14 protein-coding genes and 1 riboswitch are annotated in these 17,051 nt (G+C 33.2%); of the genes, 2 read left to right on the top strand and 12 right to left on the bottom strand.

What is annotated here, in order from left to right; all coding sequences use genetic code 11:
* Positions 1-60: 60 nt before the first annotated feature.
* From CN692_RS00445 to CN692_RS00405, 9 genes are all read right to left on the bottom strand, one after another.
* Positions 61-786 (bottom strand): ECF transporter S component, encoded by a 726-nt coding sequence (locus CN692_RS00445; RefSeq protein WP_098117041.1) that lies wholly within the window; start codon positions 784-786, stop codon positions 61-63.
* A complete protein-coding gene (locus CN692_RS00440; protein WP_098117040.1) occupies positions 765-2,438 on the bottom strand; it encodes an ABC transporter ATP-binding protein in 1,674 nt (557 codons plus the stop codon). Before CN692_RS00440 ends, CN692_RS00445 begins: the two co-directional genes overlap by 22 nt.
* A complete protein-coding gene (locus CN692_RS00435; protein ID WP_098117039.1) occupies positions 2,411-3,301 on the bottom strand; it encodes an energy-coupling factor transporter transmembrane component T in 891 nt (296 codons plus the stop codon). Before CN692_RS00435 ends, CN692_RS00440 begins: the two co-directional genes overlap by 28 nt.
* A complete protein-coding gene (locus tag CN692_RS00430) occupies positions 3,298-4,218 on the bottom strand; it encodes a DUF4430 domain-containing protein (protein WP_098117038.1) in 921 nt (306 codons plus the stop codon). The genes CN692_RS00435 and CN692_RS00430 overlap by 4 nt, the downstream gene beginning before the upstream one ends.
* Before the next feature lie 106 nt (positions 4,219-4,324).
* Positions 4,325-6,643 (bottom strand): Ig-like domain-containing protein, encoded by a 2,319-nt coding sequence (locus CN692_RS00425; RefSeq protein ID WP_098117037.1) that lies wholly within the window; start codon positions 6,641-6,643, stop codon positions 4,325-4,327.
* A gap of 150 nt (positions 6,644-6,793) precedes the next feature.
* Positions 6,794-10,084 (bottom strand): Ig-like domain-containing protein, encoded by a 3,291-nt coding sequence (locus tag CN692_RS00420; protein WP_098117036.1) that lies wholly within the window; start codon positions 10,082-10,084, stop codon positions 6,794-6,796.
* 405 nt (positions 10,085-10,489) lie between these two features.
* A riboswitch (cobalamin riboswitch) is annotated at positions 10,490-10,683 on the bottom strand.
* A gap of 216 nt (positions 10,684-10,899) precedes the next feature.
* Positions 10,900-11,346, bottom strand: coding sequence for a hypothetical protein (locus CN692_RS00415; RefSeq protein WP_098117035.1), 447 nt, complete (start codon positions 11,344-11,346; stop codon positions 10,900-10,902).
* Between the two features lie 47 nt (positions 11,347-11,393).
* Positions 11,394-11,981 (bottom strand): hypothetical protein, encoded by a 588-nt coding sequence (locus CN692_RS00410; RefSeq protein ID WP_098117034.1) that lies wholly within the window; start codon positions 11,979-11,981, stop codon positions 11,394-11,396.
* A 234-nt stretch (positions 11,982-12,215) separates the two neighbouring features.
* Positions 12,216-12,410 carry a hypothetical protein gene (locus CN692_RS00405; protein WP_098117033.1) on the bottom strand — a complete coding sequence of 65 codons (195 nt, stop codon included), beginning with the start codon at positions 12,408-12,410 and terminating at the stop codon, positions 12,216-12,218.
* A 598-nt stretch (positions 12,411-13,008) separates the two neighbouring features.
* On the opposite strand from CN692_RS00405, the gene CN692_RS00400 reads away from it, so the two are divergent.
* A complete protein-coding gene (locus tag CN692_RS00400; RefSeq protein WP_098117032.1) occupies positions 13,009-13,251 on the top strand; it encodes a DUF2584 family protein in 243 nt (80 codons plus the stop codon).
* A 47-nt stretch (positions 13,252-13,298) separates the two neighbouring features.
* On the opposite strand, the gene CN692_RS00395 is transcribed toward CN692_RS00400, so the two are convergent.
* The 3 genes from CN692_RS00395 to CN692_RS00385 are packed head-to-tail and all read right to left on the bottom strand — an operon-like array spanning position 13,299 to position 15,548.
* Positions 13,299-13,883, bottom strand: coding sequence for a GDSL-type esterase/lipase family protein (locus CN692_RS00395; RefSeq protein WP_098117031.1), 585 nt, complete (start codon positions 13,881-13,883; stop codon positions 13,299-13,301).
* A gap of 4 nt (positions 13,884-13,887) precedes the next feature.
* Complete coding sequence (locus CN692_RS00390) at positions 13,888-15,363, bottom strand: sodium:solute symporter family protein (protein WP_098117030.1); 1,476 nt, start codon at positions 15,361-15,363, stop codon at positions 13,888-13,890.
* Positions 15,360-15,548, bottom strand: a complete 189-nt coding sequence (locus CN692_RS00385) for a DUF3311 domain-containing protein (protein ID WP_098117029.1) — start codon at positions 15,546-15,548, stop codon at positions 15,360-15,362. The genes CN692_RS00390 and CN692_RS00385 overlap by 4 nt, the downstream gene beginning before the upstream one ends.
* A gap of 137 nt (positions 15,549-15,685) precedes the next feature.
* Between CN692_RS00385 and CN692_RS00380 the strand changes: the two genes are divergently transcribed.
* Positions 15,686-17,047 (top strand): sigma-54 interaction domain-containing protein, encoded by a 1,362-nt coding sequence (locus tag CN692_RS00380; protein WP_098117028.1) that lies wholly within the window; start codon positions 15,686-15,688, stop codon positions 17,045-17,047.
* The last annotated feature ends 4 nt before the right edge of the window (positions 17,048-17,051 follow it).

Here is a 17,051-nt window from a genome sequence, read left to right as displayed (position 1 = left end):
AAAACATAACCAAATGTTATGTTTTCAGTGAATGACAGAAGCTATCGATATTTACTTTACTTATCGACTTTCTACTAAGCCATATTTCTTTTTTATTCGTTCTAATTTTTCGATCATCGGATTAGCAAGGATCGCTAAAAAGATGACCGTTGCTACTGCGTGACCTAGATCAAATGGTACACCGGATAGATATGTTGCTATGAGAGCTTCCCTAGTGGGGTGTGAAGACCACATTAATAGTGCCCCAAAGTTTATGATTCCGCCATAGATAAAAAATGTTGATAGTCCACCGAAAAGACAAAGGATAAGCCTTTTTTTAGGGAGTCTATTTTTATGAAATATTAGTCCAGCAATAAATCCAATGATCCCAAAACAAAACATTTGCCATGGTGTCCATGGACCTTGACCAAAGAAGAAATTTGATACAAAGCCTGACATTGCTCCAACTAAAAATCCACTTTCAGCTCCAAAGGTTACCCCGGCAATAATGACGATTGCAACAACCGGCTTAAACTGTGGGATCCAAAAAAAGGCTGCTCTTCCAGCAACGGCAATCGCACATAGTACTGCGATCACAATTAACTCCCTTGCTTGAGGGCGACGTTTTTCAAAAACCATTCCAAATGGAAGCATCGAATAGAAAATAATTAGAAGACTAATCAAATAATATTTTCTGTCATTTAATAGTAAGATTCCGCATGCAATTGTTAGGGGAATTACTATTAAAATTAGAAAGGTGGCTAGCATACTTCTTTTTCTTGATTTTATTGCATTGCCATCTTGCATAATGCAATCACATCCTCATTTGTTATGGCATTTTTAAAATATTGGCGAGAGATGCGATTTGCTGCAGTTGTATAAAAACTATTACCACCAAAGAATTCTGAAGTTGTACTTTCCGAAATTAAATTACCATCGAAAAATAGTCCACAATTGTCTGTATGTTTTGCACAAAATTCTAGATCATGTGACACCATTAAAATCGTAACACCATTTTGAGTTAGTTCTTTTAAAATTTTGGCAAACTTCTCTTTAAAACAGTTATCTAAACCTTTAGTAGGCTCATCTAGTAATAGAATCTTAGGTTCTAATAGTAGTATTTTTGCTAATGCTACTCGTTGTTGCTCTCCACCACTTAAATCATAAGGGTGCTCCTTTAGCAAATGCTCTATTTCAACTAAGATAGAAACATCAGAAATTTTCTTGTTCATCTCCTCTTCACTTAATGTTCGATCCTTTACGATCGAAATTAAATCAAGCTCTACAGTCTTTTTCACAAATAAGCTTTGAGGATTTTGAGGTAGTACACCTAAATTTTTATGAAATAGCTCTTTATTATTGTATTTCGCAACTGGTTTTCCATTTAGTAAAACTTTTCCACGATAAGGTTTATTATTTCCTGCTATTACTGATAGAGTTGTTGATTTTCCTGTTCCATTTCCACCCATAATGGCATAAAATTTACCTTTTTGTATTTTAAGAGACAAACTTTTTAAAATATCCGTCCCATTTTTTTCGTACTTAAACCATACATCCCTTAATTCAATCGCGTTTTCGTTGTTATTCATATCATTTTTCACTTCAGGATTTTGTTCTTTTATTGATTTACCATTAAGTAAATGATCTAAAAAATTTCTTCCGTCTCGCACGGTTACTGGGCATTCCTCATTACTAGACAAGCTCGAATAGATTTGCATGGCACTTGGCAACGCACTTATTAAATCAATTTTTTCATTCATTAAGCATTCACAAACACGTACAGGTGTATCGTGAACAATTATCTTACCGTTTTCCATTGCGATTACTTTATCAGCCATCGGAAAAACTTCTTCTAATCGATGTTCCGTTAAGATGATCGTAACGCCTAATTCATTATTTATCTTTTTAATTGCTTCCAAAAACTCAGCTGCAGCGATTGGGTCTAATTGTGAGGTTGGCTCATCTAGTATTAATACTTCTGGTTGCATTGCCATGACCGACGCTAAATTTAATAGCTGTTTTTGACCACCTGACAGTTCACTCACATTTTTCATAAACCAATTTTGGATACCAAAAAAGCTAGCCATTTCAGCTACTCTGAGTCGTATTGTTTGATTATCAATACCAAGACTTTCTAATCCAAATGCAAGCTCATGCCACACTTTATCAGTTACGATTTGATTATCAGGGTTTTGTGATACAAAACCTATTTTGCTCGCTACTGTTCGTAAATCTAGTGATTCAATTGGTTCATTCATAAAGTTTATTTCACCACTTCGATTTCCATGAGGTGTAATAATCGTTTTTAAATGTCGTAATAATGTTGTTTTACCACAACCCGATTTTCCAATTATGACTGTAAAATCACCTCGATTTATGTTAACTGAAACATCATCAATCGCTTTATATTCTCTTTCTGGATAAGAAAAGGTTAGCTGTTTGATTTGATAGATTTCCATTTCAAATCCTCCATTACATTCAGAATCATAGGGGTAAATAAAAATAACAAGTAAGTAAAATAAACAAAAAGATTCCATATCGTTAAAGGCTTTATTAAAATGGCTGGATAGTATTTAATAGAAGTAATTCCTTGATACGTGCCAATTAAAATAATGGTAGTACAAACAATAAAGATTGCTAATACGATTCGATCTCTTTTTTCGAATTTAAAAATTGAGAATGCAGTACGGCCTCTAAGTCCATAACCGCGAGATTTCATTGAGTCGGCTGTTTCTATTCCATTTTCTAATGCCCAAGTAACTAATATGGAAATAATGTTAAGCCCATTTTTTATATGATGAAATAAATTGCCATTTGAGGTAGATTTACCAATACTTCGTTGTGCTTCAGCAATTTCTTTTATTCGCATTTTAAATCTAGGAACAAATCGTAACACCATCGAAAATATTAATGATAAACTTGGAAGGATTCTTCCAAATAGATAGATAAATTTATCCGAAGTCATTACGGCATTGTAGCAAGCAAACCAATTAATGACAGTAACAAGCATACACGCTACTGCAATACCATATAAAATTGATTCAAGTGTAATTGGATTCCCATCGTCAATATAATAAAGAATCGTCACACCTGCGTGACTAAACGTTGGATTTATAATCGCTGCAATAATCATTGTTGGAAGCATCATAAAGAAATTAAATTTGACCGATTTGACACCGTTTAAATAAATTGAGTAGATGACTGCCACTAAAAGTGAAATGATTAATAGGACAGGATGAAGAAAAAACATTGAAAAAATAATGACTGCTGTAAAATAAAACATATTTATGAAAGGATGGCAGGATGAGAAAGCATCCCTCATTGATTCTCCACTCCTTCTACATATCCTCCGACATCACGTCCTAAATCGCATGTATAAACCCATTCAATGACATCTCCATCTTTTAGTTCATAACGACTTGCTCCGTAATTTGGAAACCATCCATTTACTTTGTACATCCAACCAGAAAGCTCACCACAATCAAATTCATAAATATTATTTATACCCTCAATATAAGCGCTATTATATGCTGGGTAAAATTCCATTTCCATTTGAATTTTGGATGCTCTCGTTTCACGTTTCAATACATCTAGAACGCTTTCCCCTTCTGAAAACTCAACTGTCCTTTTTGCCATGATCACGCCATCTTTTGGCAAAACAGATAATTTATCTTCGTTAAACTTGTCCATATTATTTAAAATCGTGTCACAAGCAATTGAAATGGTAGCAGTTAACTTTTTAGTAGGAACAAATGCAGTATCACCAGGTTCTACTGGTTTTGGTTTATCCACTGGTACTGGATCTGTTTGATATTTATCCTTTTTGCCACTTGCTGGTTTTTTAGTCGTTGCAACGTCATTCTTCTTTGTATCTTTCGGAGGAGCATTCGACTTCTTTTGTATTTTATCTGTGCTACTTGATTTTTTTTCTTGAATTGGTGCTTTATTTACTTCCTTTTTTGTTTTCTCTTTTTTAGGGCTTTCCTTTTGCTCTTGTTTGACTTCATTACTTTGCTTTTTTTCAGAGGTTTGCTTTTTTTCATCACTCTGTTTTTTTTCAGTAGTTTGCTTTTTTTCTGCGCTTTCTTTTGCGTTATTCTCTTTAATTGTGTTAACTACTGATTGAGAAATTCCATCGTTTGGTACTTGCTTTTTCCCTTCAGCCGAATAATCTTTTCCACAGCCAATTAGCAATGTCGGTATAAGTATTAGAAGTATGGAAACTAGCCACTTTTTCATCGCATTCCCCTCCTTATTAAAGTATTGAAACGACCGCTAATTTAGCTAGTGGTCGTTTCAACATTAAAAAACATTTCGAGCAGATTTTTTTGACGTTAATAGATTACTATTTAACTGTTACAATCGTATTTGCACTTTTATTTCCTGCTCGATCTACTACATAAATTGTTAGTTTTGTATTTTTCTTTTGTTTTGCTATTTTTACAGAGTACGCTCCAGACGATGATACTTTTGAAGTTCCAATCTTTTTAGAGCCTTGAAGTATATAAATCGTACTATACACTTCTGCTTTTCCAGTAACTTTCGTTGTAGAGCTTGAAATGCTCTTTACTGTCGGTTTAGTTGGAGCTGTTTTATCGATGTAAAATACAACCGTTCTTTTATTTCCTTTCAAATCAGTTACAGTGATTGTATATTTAGCAGACGCTGAGTAAACTTTACTAGATGAATAAGGATAAGACTTTCCGTTTATTGTATACGTAGCTGTTAAAACGCCAACATTATCGCTTATTTGGACTGTTTTATTTACTTTATAATAGGCATTATTTGTTACACCTTTTATCGTCGGTAATGTTTTATCAGCCTTAATAAGTGAAAGCCTAGCTTCTGCTGCAGTAAGTTTAGAAATACTTCCTACAAGTGTTTTTTGATTTGAATCAAGCGCATTGTAACCAGAACGGGCTGCTTTAATCGCCGTCTCACTTGTTAACCTGACACTTCCTACAGCTGGTAAAGCCGAAATTTTATCTTTAACAGCTTTTGCCGCATTTTTTAAATTAGTAATTGTTTTTTCAGCCGATACGAGTTTAGTTAAAGCTGTCGAACTTACGAAAGCTTTTTGTGGTGCTGTTAATCCGTTATATGCCGCTCGAGCAGCTACAATAGCTGATTCATTCGTAAGCTTTATTTGTGAAGGTAATGCATTGATTTTATTTTGAACTTCACTTGCTTTAGCTTGATTTTTTAATGTAGTAATCGCATTTTCTGCTGCGACTAATTTGTTTAATACATTAATAGAAACTTTTTCTTTTTGAGTGTGAGTTAACCCATCATACGCCTTGCGAGCTGAAACTACCGAAGCTTCGTTTGATAGTGTAATAGTAGCTGGTAGAGCATTTATTTGATTAACGACTAGATCGACTAATGTCGTTTCGTTTTTTAATGCTCTAAGTGCATCCTCAGCATCGACTAATCGATCTAAAACTACCGACGCTACTAATCCTTTTTGAGCTAGTCCTAACCCATCATAAGCCGTTCGAGCAGAAACAATTGCTGGCTCGTCCACAAGTGCGATTGTGGCTGGTAAACCATTAATTTGGTTAGTTATGACCGTTACAGGGGCATCTGTCATGTTATAAAGGCTGTTTATTCCATTTAAGAATCGGTCATAAGATTCAAGAGCATAAGTCCCTTGATCTGTCGCCATGCCGTCTGCACTACCTTCTAAAACATGCTTGAATCCTCCACCGTCTACATAAAACTTAAGAAGTGCAGTCACTAAATTTCCATTTGGCTTTACAAATCGACTATCGGTTGCTGGATTTACACCTAATGCTGTTAAAGCTACGATTGCTTGTGCAATACTTTCACTAGACGTAGAGCCCCAAGCAGTGAATCCTCCATCTGTATTTTGTAAGTTTGATAGTGCAGTCACTGCTCGATCAATTGCGCTACTCACCTCAGGCATTGATTCGTATGGAGCTAACGCTTGCAGTGCCATTGCAGTAATATCAGGATCTGGCGTTGTGCCAGATAAAGCAAAACCTCCTGCTTGATCAGTCCCTTTTTTTATTTCCTTACTTAAAATAAAATCAATGTATTTTTCTCTCGTTGCTTGTTTTGTAGAATCTGCAATAGTAGGAATCTCATAATGATTTGAATCAAATGCGATTAATGCAAAAATACCACCATTAATACCTTGATAAATTGTTTTAGAGTAATCGGCAAGCGGTGTTAATAAATTGTAACCACCTACATTCGTAGGATCTTTTCCTAATGCACTTAGTGCCAGTATTAGCCTTGAGTACTCAGTGTTTTTTGATGTGGACAACACACCTTTATCTGATTTCACTTGATCGACGATACGATTATAGTAGTTAACAAAATATTGTGCGGGTACATTATAGTTCCCTCTTGCTAAAGACAGTACTGACCATTCACCTGAAATTGTTCCAAAACTTGGATTAGGAACTTTAGATAATAAAAATCCTAAAGAATTATTTAGTTGAGTACTTATCGTCGTATTGCTATTAGCTTCACTTAGTTTCAATATTGAGTTAGGCGCAGCCTTGGCATTCTCATATGTAGTGTAAGTAGTTGGTTGTCCTAAAATCGTAGCACGGCTATCTGCATGCACGGAATTAGCAGGAACAGTAACTGAAAAAATAAAAAAACCTGATAATAACATCCCTGATATTTTTCTCATTTTTATACCATATCCTCTCTTCTTTTCTAAAAACCAAGAACCGTAAAAATAATTGGAATTATCATATCCTTCGACTTAAAAAAAACTGAAACGACCTCTATTAAACTAGTGATCGTTTCAATATTACATACAGCTAGAGAATTATCAGTATTATTTAACAGTTACTGTAGTTTTTGCGCCCTTATTCCCCGCTCGATCTACTACATATACCGTTAATTTCGTTCTCTTTTTCTGTTTTGATATTTTAACAGAGTAAGTCCCACTCGATGAGACTTTTGCGGAACCAATTCTTTTTGAGCCACGATAAATATAAACCGTACTATTTGACTCTGCTTTACCAGTAACTTTTGTTGTAGAGCTCTTTATACTTTTTACTGCTGGTTTAAGAGGTGCTTTGTTATCAATATAGAAAACGATGCTTCGTTTGTTCCCTTTTAAATCAGTTGCAATAATATTGTACTTACCAGATGCTGCAAAAACTTTTCCTGAATAATAAGTGTATGACTTACCATTAAACGTAAGTTTTACATTTAACAGCCCAACATTATCACTGATTTGAATTGTTTTTTTCGTTCTATAATAGGCATTATTTGAAATTCCTTTTATAGTTGGTAATGTTTTATCTGCTTTTATTACTCCTAGCCTAGACTCTGCTGAAGTAAGTCTAGTAATACTGCCTACTAGCGATTTTTGACTTGAATCTAAAGAATTATAAGCTGCTCGTGCTGACTTAATTGCCGATTCACTAGTTAATCTAACTTGTGATGTAGTTGGTAATGTAGCAATTTTATCTTTCGCAACTTTTGCGGCATTTTTTAAATTCACAATTGTTTTTTCAGCTAATACAAGCTTATTTAGTACAGTAGTTGTAACTAAGTTCTTTTGAGCAGTTGTTAAAGAGTTATAGTCTTTTCTAGCTGCAATTACTGCAGATTCATTAGCTAACTTGATTTGTGAAGGTAATCCATTGATTTTATTTTGAACCGCATCTGCTTTTACTTGATCTTTTAAGACGATTATTTTATTTTCTGCTGCTTCTAATTTATTTAATACAGTTGTTGATACTTTCCCTTTTTGAACAAGAGTAAGTCCATTGTATGCCTCACGAGCTGATATTACTGCAGTTTCATCCGATAGCGTAACAGATGTCGGTAAAGCATTTATTTTGTTAACAACTGAGTCTATTAATGAAGCTTCGTCTTTTAAACTTTTAATTTCTGATTCTGCTGTAACTAATTTTTCTAATACAGTTTCCGTCACTTTTTCTTTTTGAGCTTGCGTTAACCCATCATATGCTTCACGAGCTGACACTACTGCTGCTTCATCTGATAAAGAAATAGTTGTCGGTATGGCTTTTATTTTGACTATAACTGAGTCTATTAATGAAGCTTCTTCTTTTAAACTACTAATTTCTGCTTCCGCCGAAATTAATTTATTTAATACGGTTTCTGATACTTTTTCTTTTTGAGCTTGCGTTAACCCATCATATGCTTCACGAGCTGACACTACTGCTGTTTCATCTGATAAAGTAATTGATGCTGGTAATTCATTGATTTTATTAATTACTGAATCAACTAGTACTGCTTCTTCTTTTAAACTAGTAATTTCTGATTCTGCTGCAACTAATTTATCTAATACCGCTGATGATAGTAATCCCTGTTGCGCTGCTGTTAAACCTTCATAAGCCGTTCTTGCTTTAGCAATCTCTGATTCATTTGAAATTGTAATTGTTGTAGGTAATGCATTAATTTGATTTGTAACTAAGGTTACCGGAGCATCCATCATGTTATAAAGACTATTTTCTCCCTTAAGAAACCTGTCATATGATACAAGGGCATATGTCGCTTGATCTGTAGCCATTCCATCTACATTCCCTGTTAAAACATGCTTGAATCCTCCGCCATTAGCATAGAATCGTAGTAATGCGGTCACTAAATTTCCATTTTCTTTTACAAATCGACTGTCTGTTGCTGGATTTACACCTACTGCTGTTAAAGCTACGATAACTTGTGAAATACTTTCGCTAGAAGTTGAACCAAATGCAGTAAATCCACCATCCGCTTTTTGAATAGTAGAGATCGCTTTTAATGCTCGATTAATTGTTGCATTTACCTCTGGCATAGATTGATATGGAGCCAATGCCTGTAATGCCATTGATGTAATGTCGGGATCAGGCGTTGTGCCAAATAAAGCAAACCCTCCTGCTTGATCAGTACCCTTCTTTACTTCTTTACTTAATATATAATTAACGTATTTTTCCCTTGTTGCTTGTTTAGTAGAATCTGCAATTGTTGGTATTTGATAATTATTTGAATCGAATGCTATTAAGGCAAATATCCCTCCGTTAATCCCTTGACTAACTGTTTTATCATAATCAGCAAGTGGAGTTAGTAAGTTGTATCCACCTACATCAGTAGAATCTTTTCCTAATGCACTAAGAGCTAATATTAATCTCGCATATTCCGTATTCTTTGATGTAGATAAAACGCCGTTTGCTGACTTCACTGTATCGACAATACGATTGTAGTAATTAACAAAATATTGATCAGGTACACTATAGTTACCTCTTGCTAATGACAATACTGACCATTCACCTGAACCCGTACCAAAACTTGGATTAGGAACTTTAGTCAATATATAACCTAGTGAATCATTTAATTGCGTGCTTATATCAACATTGTTTAAAGCATCATTTAAAGTAGTTAGTGCAGTATTAACAGTAGATTGATCAACTGTTAAATTAATAAGTGCTGTATTTGCTTGATCATATGCAGTTCGAATAGATTCCTTCGCTAATAACGCATCTTTGTTAGGTGCTGAATTTACTTCAGCTACTTTTTTTAATAAAGAATCTTTATTTGCTGGTGTATAAAGTGCTTTATCCCCACCAAAACTTGAATTATCTTGTCCTAAATCTGAGCCGTATCCATAAAGTGTAAATTGCCATCTACAAACATCCCCATCTTTCGGGAATTTATCAGATGCCCCAACATTTGGAAACTCATTATTAACTGCATACATCCAACCGGACATATTATAGTAGTCAAATTCCCCTAAATAGCCCGTTTTTTGAGCTCCGTTAGCAATAATTTCTTCATTACTTAAATTCATTGCATCTTTTATAACTGTCGGAACATTTATAGAAATATTTCCATTTTCAAGTTTAACCTTTGACAAATAGAATCCTGAATTAAACGATCCGTAACTATCATAATTACTTGTCCCGCTTAAAAATCGGTCAAGAACATTTGCATAACTTTCCCCTTCATAAAAAGGAACTTTAACTGGTTGTCGAATTAATCCCGCACCTAATGTATTTGCTTCGACTGACATCGTCACATAGCCAATTGGACTATCTGCGTGAACCGATACAGAATTCGTTGGAATTGTAATTGAAAAAACTAATAAAACTGCTAATAATAATCCTAATATTCTTTTCATTTAAACGCGTCCTTTCTTTCATTCCTAAAAAACTATCTTTCTAATAAACTGAAATTCTTCCTCCCTTATTTTGCTTGATTTTCCGGTGTCTTTGAGTGACAAAAATTCTTCATTGCCAATAAAGAAAACTCGCCAAATATGGCGAGTCTTTAGGCGAAGATAGAGGCTTAAGTTGCACTTATACATAGAAATTAAAATTGGCAACCACGTCGACTTTTCCTCTCCGCTGCCAATTTAAACATTCTTCATGTGCAAAAAAAGAGCCCTGCCTTGTTTGGCAGGACTCATAGTTATCCAAAAATTAAACTGCACACAACATACTAAAAAATGCGCGTCACAGCGCTCTTATACGGCTTTCGCATAAGAACAGAATTTTTCTGATAACAAAACTTCCCTCACCGAAAGACTTGTAAAATGCAAATGGCAGGTCTCCTGACTTAAAGCTTCTAGCCTACTCCATTCATCTTCCCAGTTTCCCAGTGATTTACGTGCAATCGCACTCGAATGTTTCGTAGCTTTTTACAGTAGATGTGAGCTGTTTTGGTTTTTCACCAAATTCCCTATTAATGCAAACTGCAACCATATACTGTCTTCATTTTAACAAATGGTTTAATACTGTACAAATTAATTTTTAATTTTTCTAAATTGTTCTCTACTTTTTCTGTTAAATTAAAATGTTGATTTTTGAATAAAAAAAAGAGGTTGTCCAATTAGACAACCTTAGGAACTCTTATATTAATATTGCTAACTTTGTAATGTTTAAGTTATTCTAATGATTTTTAGAGGTTTCGTTAAATTACTTAGAAGATTAATTTTCAATCTAATTCCTTAATATATTCTTCTCTTTCTTTAAAAGCTTGTTTTACGATTTCTTTCAATACCCCATCTGGAATATGAAAGGAAATTGAATTCATATAGTCCTCTGGATATTTATTATCTAAAGAAAAAATTGTAACATTATAAACGTCAAGTTTGGCACTCGTTAAAAATTGGAGTAACTGATAGACCTGATCTACATCGTCTATATCACCTTTTAGTTGAATGTCAAAAATACTATATTCATCAGACTCGAAAGCTAAATCAATATTCTGATTGAAAACTGGCATTTGTTTTGTATTCAAATAGTTATAACCAAGACTCCTTAACCCACCTTCAAAATCCTTGAAAAGCCCGGATTCTTCAACATAGTAAGAGTATTGTGCAAAATTTGTTATATTCGGCGGTTCATAAGGTGTTGAGCTTTCACGTTCAAAATCAGACATCGAATAAATCGAATGTACATTGTCTATATCAAAAGTTATTCTTTTATTTACATCATTTGTATAATACTAATTTCTTTCACATCTAATGGCTTGTAAACATTGCTAAACTCTTGAAGTTTTTTAAGCACTTCATAAATAGAATTCATTTTTTCAGTATCAAATAAATTTTTAACATTTGCACTCACAACATTTACTTTTAAATGTTGTATAACATTTCCACTATCAGCGTAATCAAACGATTCCATATCATTTTCACTTTTAAATTCGATTGACTTTACCTTGGCTCGACTAAGAATTGCTGAATTCGATTTTTCAAAAGCCTTTTTCATTTCAAATGTTTTAGATTGGATGTCATAGTCATCTCCAATAATTTTTGTAAATAAAATCCCCTTAATGTATATGTTAAAAGTGAGCTTATTTCCCGTTTTCTTTCTAATTTTAAAATAGGTATCTCCCATATTCCCTTCGTTTATGTTTGGTTTTTCCAAAACATCTACTTCGAAACCGTATTTGTCTTTAATATATTTTTGTGCTTTTACATCGATCGTTCCTGCCCCAACACACGCAGTCATTAAGAACATCGAAACGAAAATTAGCATTGTACAAATTGATAGTTTGATAGCTTTTATATTCAAAGAAAATTACCTGCTTTCTAGACACCAAAATCCATATTTTTCAATTAGAAAACTCTTAGAAATTCATTACTGACTAAATGATTTTACCATATTTTGGAATTGATTTCGTTATATTTTGAAACTTCTTATCTTATTCAACCAATCTTCAATTTAGTTGCATAAGAAAATCTACAAACTCCTTAACTGAGCTAACAATAAAAAAGAACCCTAAGTATAATGGGTTCATTTACTCTTCTATCTCCGCTGTTTCGATCCACTCACATAAAGAATAACAATGGCAAAAAGAAACATTCCACAAACAATAAATGGCATTAAGCCTGAATTATAAACCATATATATTCGAATATGACGAACCGCGTTTACAATAATAAAAATCACCATGCATATCCACAATATTGCAATGAGAGCCATATTTTTATTTCTTCGCATAAACATCAGCCCCTTCCAAAAAACAACTCCAAAAATACTGTTTATTTTATTATATAGTCGACATAGTGAATCAATGACCATCGTTTATTTGTGTGTGTAAAAGTTATGGACTCATTGGGGGTCTTGAGATAGAAAAGTAGCGATTTGTTGATTATCTTTAACTCATAAGAGGGTCATGAGTTAGGAAAATAGCGATTTGTCGACTATTTTTAACTCATAAGAGGCTCATGAGTTAGAAAAGTAGCGGTTTTTTGATTATTTTCAACTCATAAGGGGGTCTTGAGTTAGAAAAATAGCGATTTGTTGATTATTTTTAACTCATAAGCGGGTCTTGAGTTAGAAAAGTAGCGATATGCTGATTATTTTTAACTCATAAGAGGGTCTTGAGTTACTAAATTAACTAAAACACTATAATTTAATACTCTTAAAACCTCGCACCGCCTCCCTTAAATAAAAAAATGTTTCTAAATTATGAAATTTCATCTTCCTACCTATCTCTTTTTTGTATTCACAACAAAAATATATTAAGATATCTTTAAGTCTTTAATCTCTTCTATATTAAATAGTAAAAATATTCAATTTAAGGAGTTTCCAAAATATGAGTATGCCATTTGAATTTAATTTTGTAATTGTAACGAACGAAAAAGCGATCAGAAAAGAAAATAATACATTCTCTTTAGAGCTTAATGGATACCACTTGTTTCCTATTGATACACCAATCAATGTGACTAGAAAGAATGATGAAAAGCCTTTTGGTATTGCTGTTATAAGAAAGATTGAATGGAAAAGTGAGAGTACATATATGGATTATGAATTAAAAGCAATTGATACGGTTAATTAAAAAATAAAACGGATAGCTAAAGACTGCTATCCGTTTTATTGGTATTTTTAGAACTCTTTCATTGTTTGATATGCCTGTTTTGCTAAAGCAATATGACCAAGTTCATTCGGATGTACTCCATCAGTGCCTTCGAAAAACTCAGTCTTCAATTGTTGATGATGTTGAAACGGAATTCGAAAATCAATTAGATTAAATTGATTTATTTCAACCATTTGCTCAATTCGTTTGGCTAACTCTTTTGCTTTTAAAACAAATGTTTCAAAGCCAGCAATCGGTTCCCATACTTCTTTGCGATTAATATTTTCTAAATGAATTGGTGGATGGATTGCTATAATAGGTTGAATATTGTTGTGTATAGCTTGTTTGACCATTGAATAAATGTTCGACAGTATATAGTTTAAATCAACATTCCACCATAAATCATTTCCTCCAGCGCAAATAATTACATGTGATGGATTGTTTAATACGATATCATGGTAGAATCGTGACAGCATTCCAGTACTTGTATCACCTGAAATCCCTTTATTTATAATCTCAACTGATAATTCGTTTTGAAGTACAGCTGGCCATGCATTAACTTTTGAAATTCCTAAACCTTCCGTAAGACTATCACCTAAACAAATAATTTTCATACGCTCACCATTGTTCCTTGATTGCTTTTTGACCTACTCGTGGTCTTACTTTTACTAAATATGTAATTCCACTCACACCAAACATAAAGATGATATTAATCGTAAATGCAATAAACCCTGGATCTAAATCTTTTAAAAATTGAGGTGCATGAGGGAATAATGTACCGAAACTCGTATTTTTAATTGTTACGTATGCTACTGTAATTAATCCGGATAGTATTCCCGCTACTGCTCCAGTTTTTGTAACTGGATTACGTTTTAAGAACGTTACAATTAAGGCAGGGAATAATTGTAAGACGAAACTATATGCCATTAATAATAGAGATAGCATTGTTTTTCCACCATAAAACGTAAATAATAAAGCGATTAAAGCGATGATTGGCACTAAGATTCTAGTAAGTCCAGCTAACTTCGCTTCACTTGTATCTGGTTTAATTGCTTTATATATATTTTTTGAAAGTAATGTTGAAGCCGTTAATAATAACAATGAACTTGGAACTAATGCTGCTAGTAAACCTGCTGAACCAATTACACCAATAAACCAAGGTGGGAGTGTTGCTTTAGCAATTGAGAATAAAACTAGATCAGTTCGTCCTCCTGGAATATGTGGCATTTGTAAAAGTGCAGTAAAACCGATAAAAAGGATGAATACCATCAGTATTTGATAAAGAGGAATCAGTGCTGCATTTTTTCGTAATGTTTTGGAATCTTTGGATGATAAACTCGCTCCAAAAACATGGGGCCACATGTATTGACCAAGTGCAATAATTAAGCAAACTGATACATACCAAGAAATACTATAACCAGACTTAGGTAGAAGTAAGAATCCAGGTTTAGCAGCATCTAATGTTTTAAACATCGGTTCAACGCCACCGTAATAATGGACTGGCAAATAAATTCCTAAAACTAAAATCGTAATAAGCATCAAAATATCTTTTAGTATCGCTGTAAATGCTGAACCATGTATTCCTGAGATATAGACAAAGATTGTCACGACAATAACACCAATCCATACTGCTAAATTCGGTGAAATGGCACCGTATGAAGCTTCGGATACAATAATTTTTATACCATTTAATTGGAGAACCATATATGGAATAATGGAAACGACCCCAACGATTGCAACAAGTAGCCCTAAAGATTTACTATTATATTTTTTAACGAAGAAATCTGGCTGAGTTAATAAATTATGTTTTTTCGCATAACGCCAAATATGGGGTAAAATCCAAAATGGAATAATATAAGTAACAGCACAGAAAATATAGATTACTGGTCCACCCATTGAATAAGATGCACCACTTGCTCCTAAGAAAATAAATGTAGTGAACATTTCACCAGCCATTAGAACGAACATGACAATACTACCAAAATTACGATCTCCAACTACCCAAGATTCCAACTTCATTTCTCTTCCTCTTCGGGCACGTATTCCTAAAAAAAGTGCAAATAGAAACGTAATTCCAATTAATAGAATGCTCATTGATTTTCCTCCTGTTTCTCTAATATTGCATTGCTAATAAATAAGCAGATAGAAGTGATGACTAACCAACTCGCAGACCAAAATACAATAAATGGTAATCCTAAAATGTATGGCTCCACACGATTTACAATCGTTAATGACCCTATGAAAGCAAAAATAGTTAAAAAAATGGCAAATAATTTCATCCTATTTCCCCCTTACCCTCAAATAGTTGATTATTTTTAAAATTCTGCAAATAATTTGTAGACTTATGTTAAACTCTTTTTGTAAAATAGTAAAATACTAACCTTTAATTGTAAGCGCTTAAAAAGGAGCATACATTATGAACAGTTATTCTAATCTTACAGATATACTAGAATTCGATAAAGAAGTATTGTTAAACATTTTAAACTATTCTTCTGATGAAATTTATATTTTAAACCGAAATCTTGAAATCATTTATGTTAATAAAATGTGTGAACAACATTATGGTTTACGTCAAAACGAAATTATAGGAAAACATAATGATATTTTTTTAGAAAAAGGATATTGGACCCCTTCAATTATTCCAATTGTTTTAGAGAAAAATAACACAGTCACAATTAATCAAACAACTCATACTGGTAAAGAACTTGTCACGACAGCTATTCCAATCTTCAATCCTATTAATAAAAACTTGGATTTCATTTTTATTACTTCTCGCGAAAAAAATTATATTTCTATTATTCATAATAGCACTCATGAACTTAGTTCGAGTGAACATTTGCATTCTAATGGATTTATAACATGTGATGACGAAATGACAAATATCATTGATTTTAGTAAAAAAATAGCCCCTGTTGATACAAATATTTTAATTCAAGGTGAATCTGGAACTGGAAAAGGAGTTCTCGCAAAATATATCCATGATTTAAGCAACCGGAAAAACGGTCCTTTTCTTGCTATTAATTGTGCAGCGATCCCAGAAGAGCTATTAGAATCGGAACTATTCGGTTATGCTGCTGGTGCATTTACAGGTGCTTTAAAAAATGGAAAAATTGGCTTACTCGAAACTGCAAATAAAGGAACAATTTTCTTAGACGAAATCGGTGAAATATCTTTAAAATTTCAAGCGAAATTGCTCCAAGTACTACAGCATCGTAGTTTTTTTTCAGTAGGTGGCCGAGAATTAAAAATGGCTGACGTTCGTATTATTACAGCGACGAACCGTAATCTATTGGAAATGGTAAAATCAAAGCAATTTAGAGAAGATTTATTTTATCGTTTAAATGTAATTGATATTCAAATCCCTCCACTTAGAAAAAGAAAAAAAGATATTCCTTTACTAGCCGATCATTTTTTAACTAAGTTCAATCATAAATACAAAGTTAACCGCTCGTTTTCATCAAATGTAAAAAACGCTTTTGAAGTATTTCAATGGCCAGGCAATATCAGGCAGCTTGAAAATATAATTGAGAGACTTGTTATTACTAGCGATTCAGTCATTCGATTGTCTGACTTACCATCACAATTAATTCCTGATGATCAATCTATCTCAATCTATGAGGAGAATTCATTAGACAATATTTTAGAAGAAACTGAGAAAAAAATGATAATCGAATCTTATAAAATTCATAAGAGTTCTCGAAAGGTTGCAAAGGATCTCGGATTAAGTCAAACAAAAGCAAATAAATTAATTAGAAAATATTGTAAAAGTGAAGATTAAATCA

Source organism: Bacillus sp. AFS002410 (genome assembly GCF_002556365.1).
GTDB lineage: Bacteria > Bacillota > Bacilli > Bacillales > Bacillaceae_G > Gottfriedia.
This window is presented reverse-complemented; position numbering and strand designations above follow the sequence as displayed.

Excerpts from the sequence above, each read along its gene's own strand:
- CN692_RS00395 (WP_098117031.1), bottom strand. The coding sequence starts at position 13,883 with ATGAAAATTATTTGTTTAGGTGATAGTCTTACGGAAGGTTTAGGAATT.
- CN692_RS00440 (WP_098117040.1), bottom strand. The coding sequence starts at position 2,438 with ATGGAAATCTATCAAATCAAACAGCTAACCTTTTCTTATCCAGAAAGA.
- CN692_RS00415 (WP_098117035.1), bottom strand. The coding sequence starts at position 11,346 with ATGTCTGATTTTGAACGTGAAAGCTCAACACCTTATGAACCGCCGAAT.
- CN692_RS00445 (WP_098117041.1), bottom strand. The coding sequence starts at position 786 with ATGCAAGATGGCAATGCAATAAAATCAAGAAAAAGAAGTATGCTAGCC.
- CN692_RS00390 (WP_098117030.1), bottom strand. The coding sequence starts at position 15,363 with ATGAGCATTCTATTAATTGGAATTACGTTTCTATTTGCACTTTTTTTA.
- CN692_RS00425 (WP_098117037.1), bottom strand. The coding sequence starts at position 6,643 with ATGAGAAAAATATCAGGGATGTTATTATCAGGTTTTTTTATTTTTTCA.
- CN692_RS00420 (WP_098117036.1), bottom strand. The coding sequence starts at position 10,084 with ATGAAAAGAATATTAGGATTATTATTAGCAGTTTTATTAGTTTTTTCA.
- CN692_RS00435 (WP_098117039.1), bottom strand. The coding sequence starts at position 3,301 with ATGAGGGATGCTTTCTCATCCTGCCATCCTTTCATAAATATGTTTTAT.
- CN692_RS00430 (WP_098117038.1), bottom strand. The coding sequence starts at position 4,218 with ATGAAAAAGTGGCTAGTTTCCATACTTCTAATACTTATACCGACATTG.
- CN692_RS00380 (WP_098117028.1), top strand. The coding sequence starts at position 15,686 with ATGAACAGTTATTCTAATCTTACAGATATACTAGAATTCGATAAAGAA.
- CN692_RS00400 (WP_098117032.1), top strand. The coding sequence starts at position 13,009 with ATGAGTATGCCATTTGAATTTAATTTTGTAATTGTAACGAACGAAAAA.
- CN692_RS00385 (WP_098117029.1), bottom strand. The coding sequence starts at position 15,548 with ATGAAATTATTTGCCATTTTTTTAACTATTTTTGCTTTCATAGGGTCA.
- CN692_RS00405 (WP_098117033.1), bottom strand. The coding sequence starts at position 12,410 with ATGCGAAGAAATAAAAATATGGCTCTCATTGCAATATTGTGGATATGC.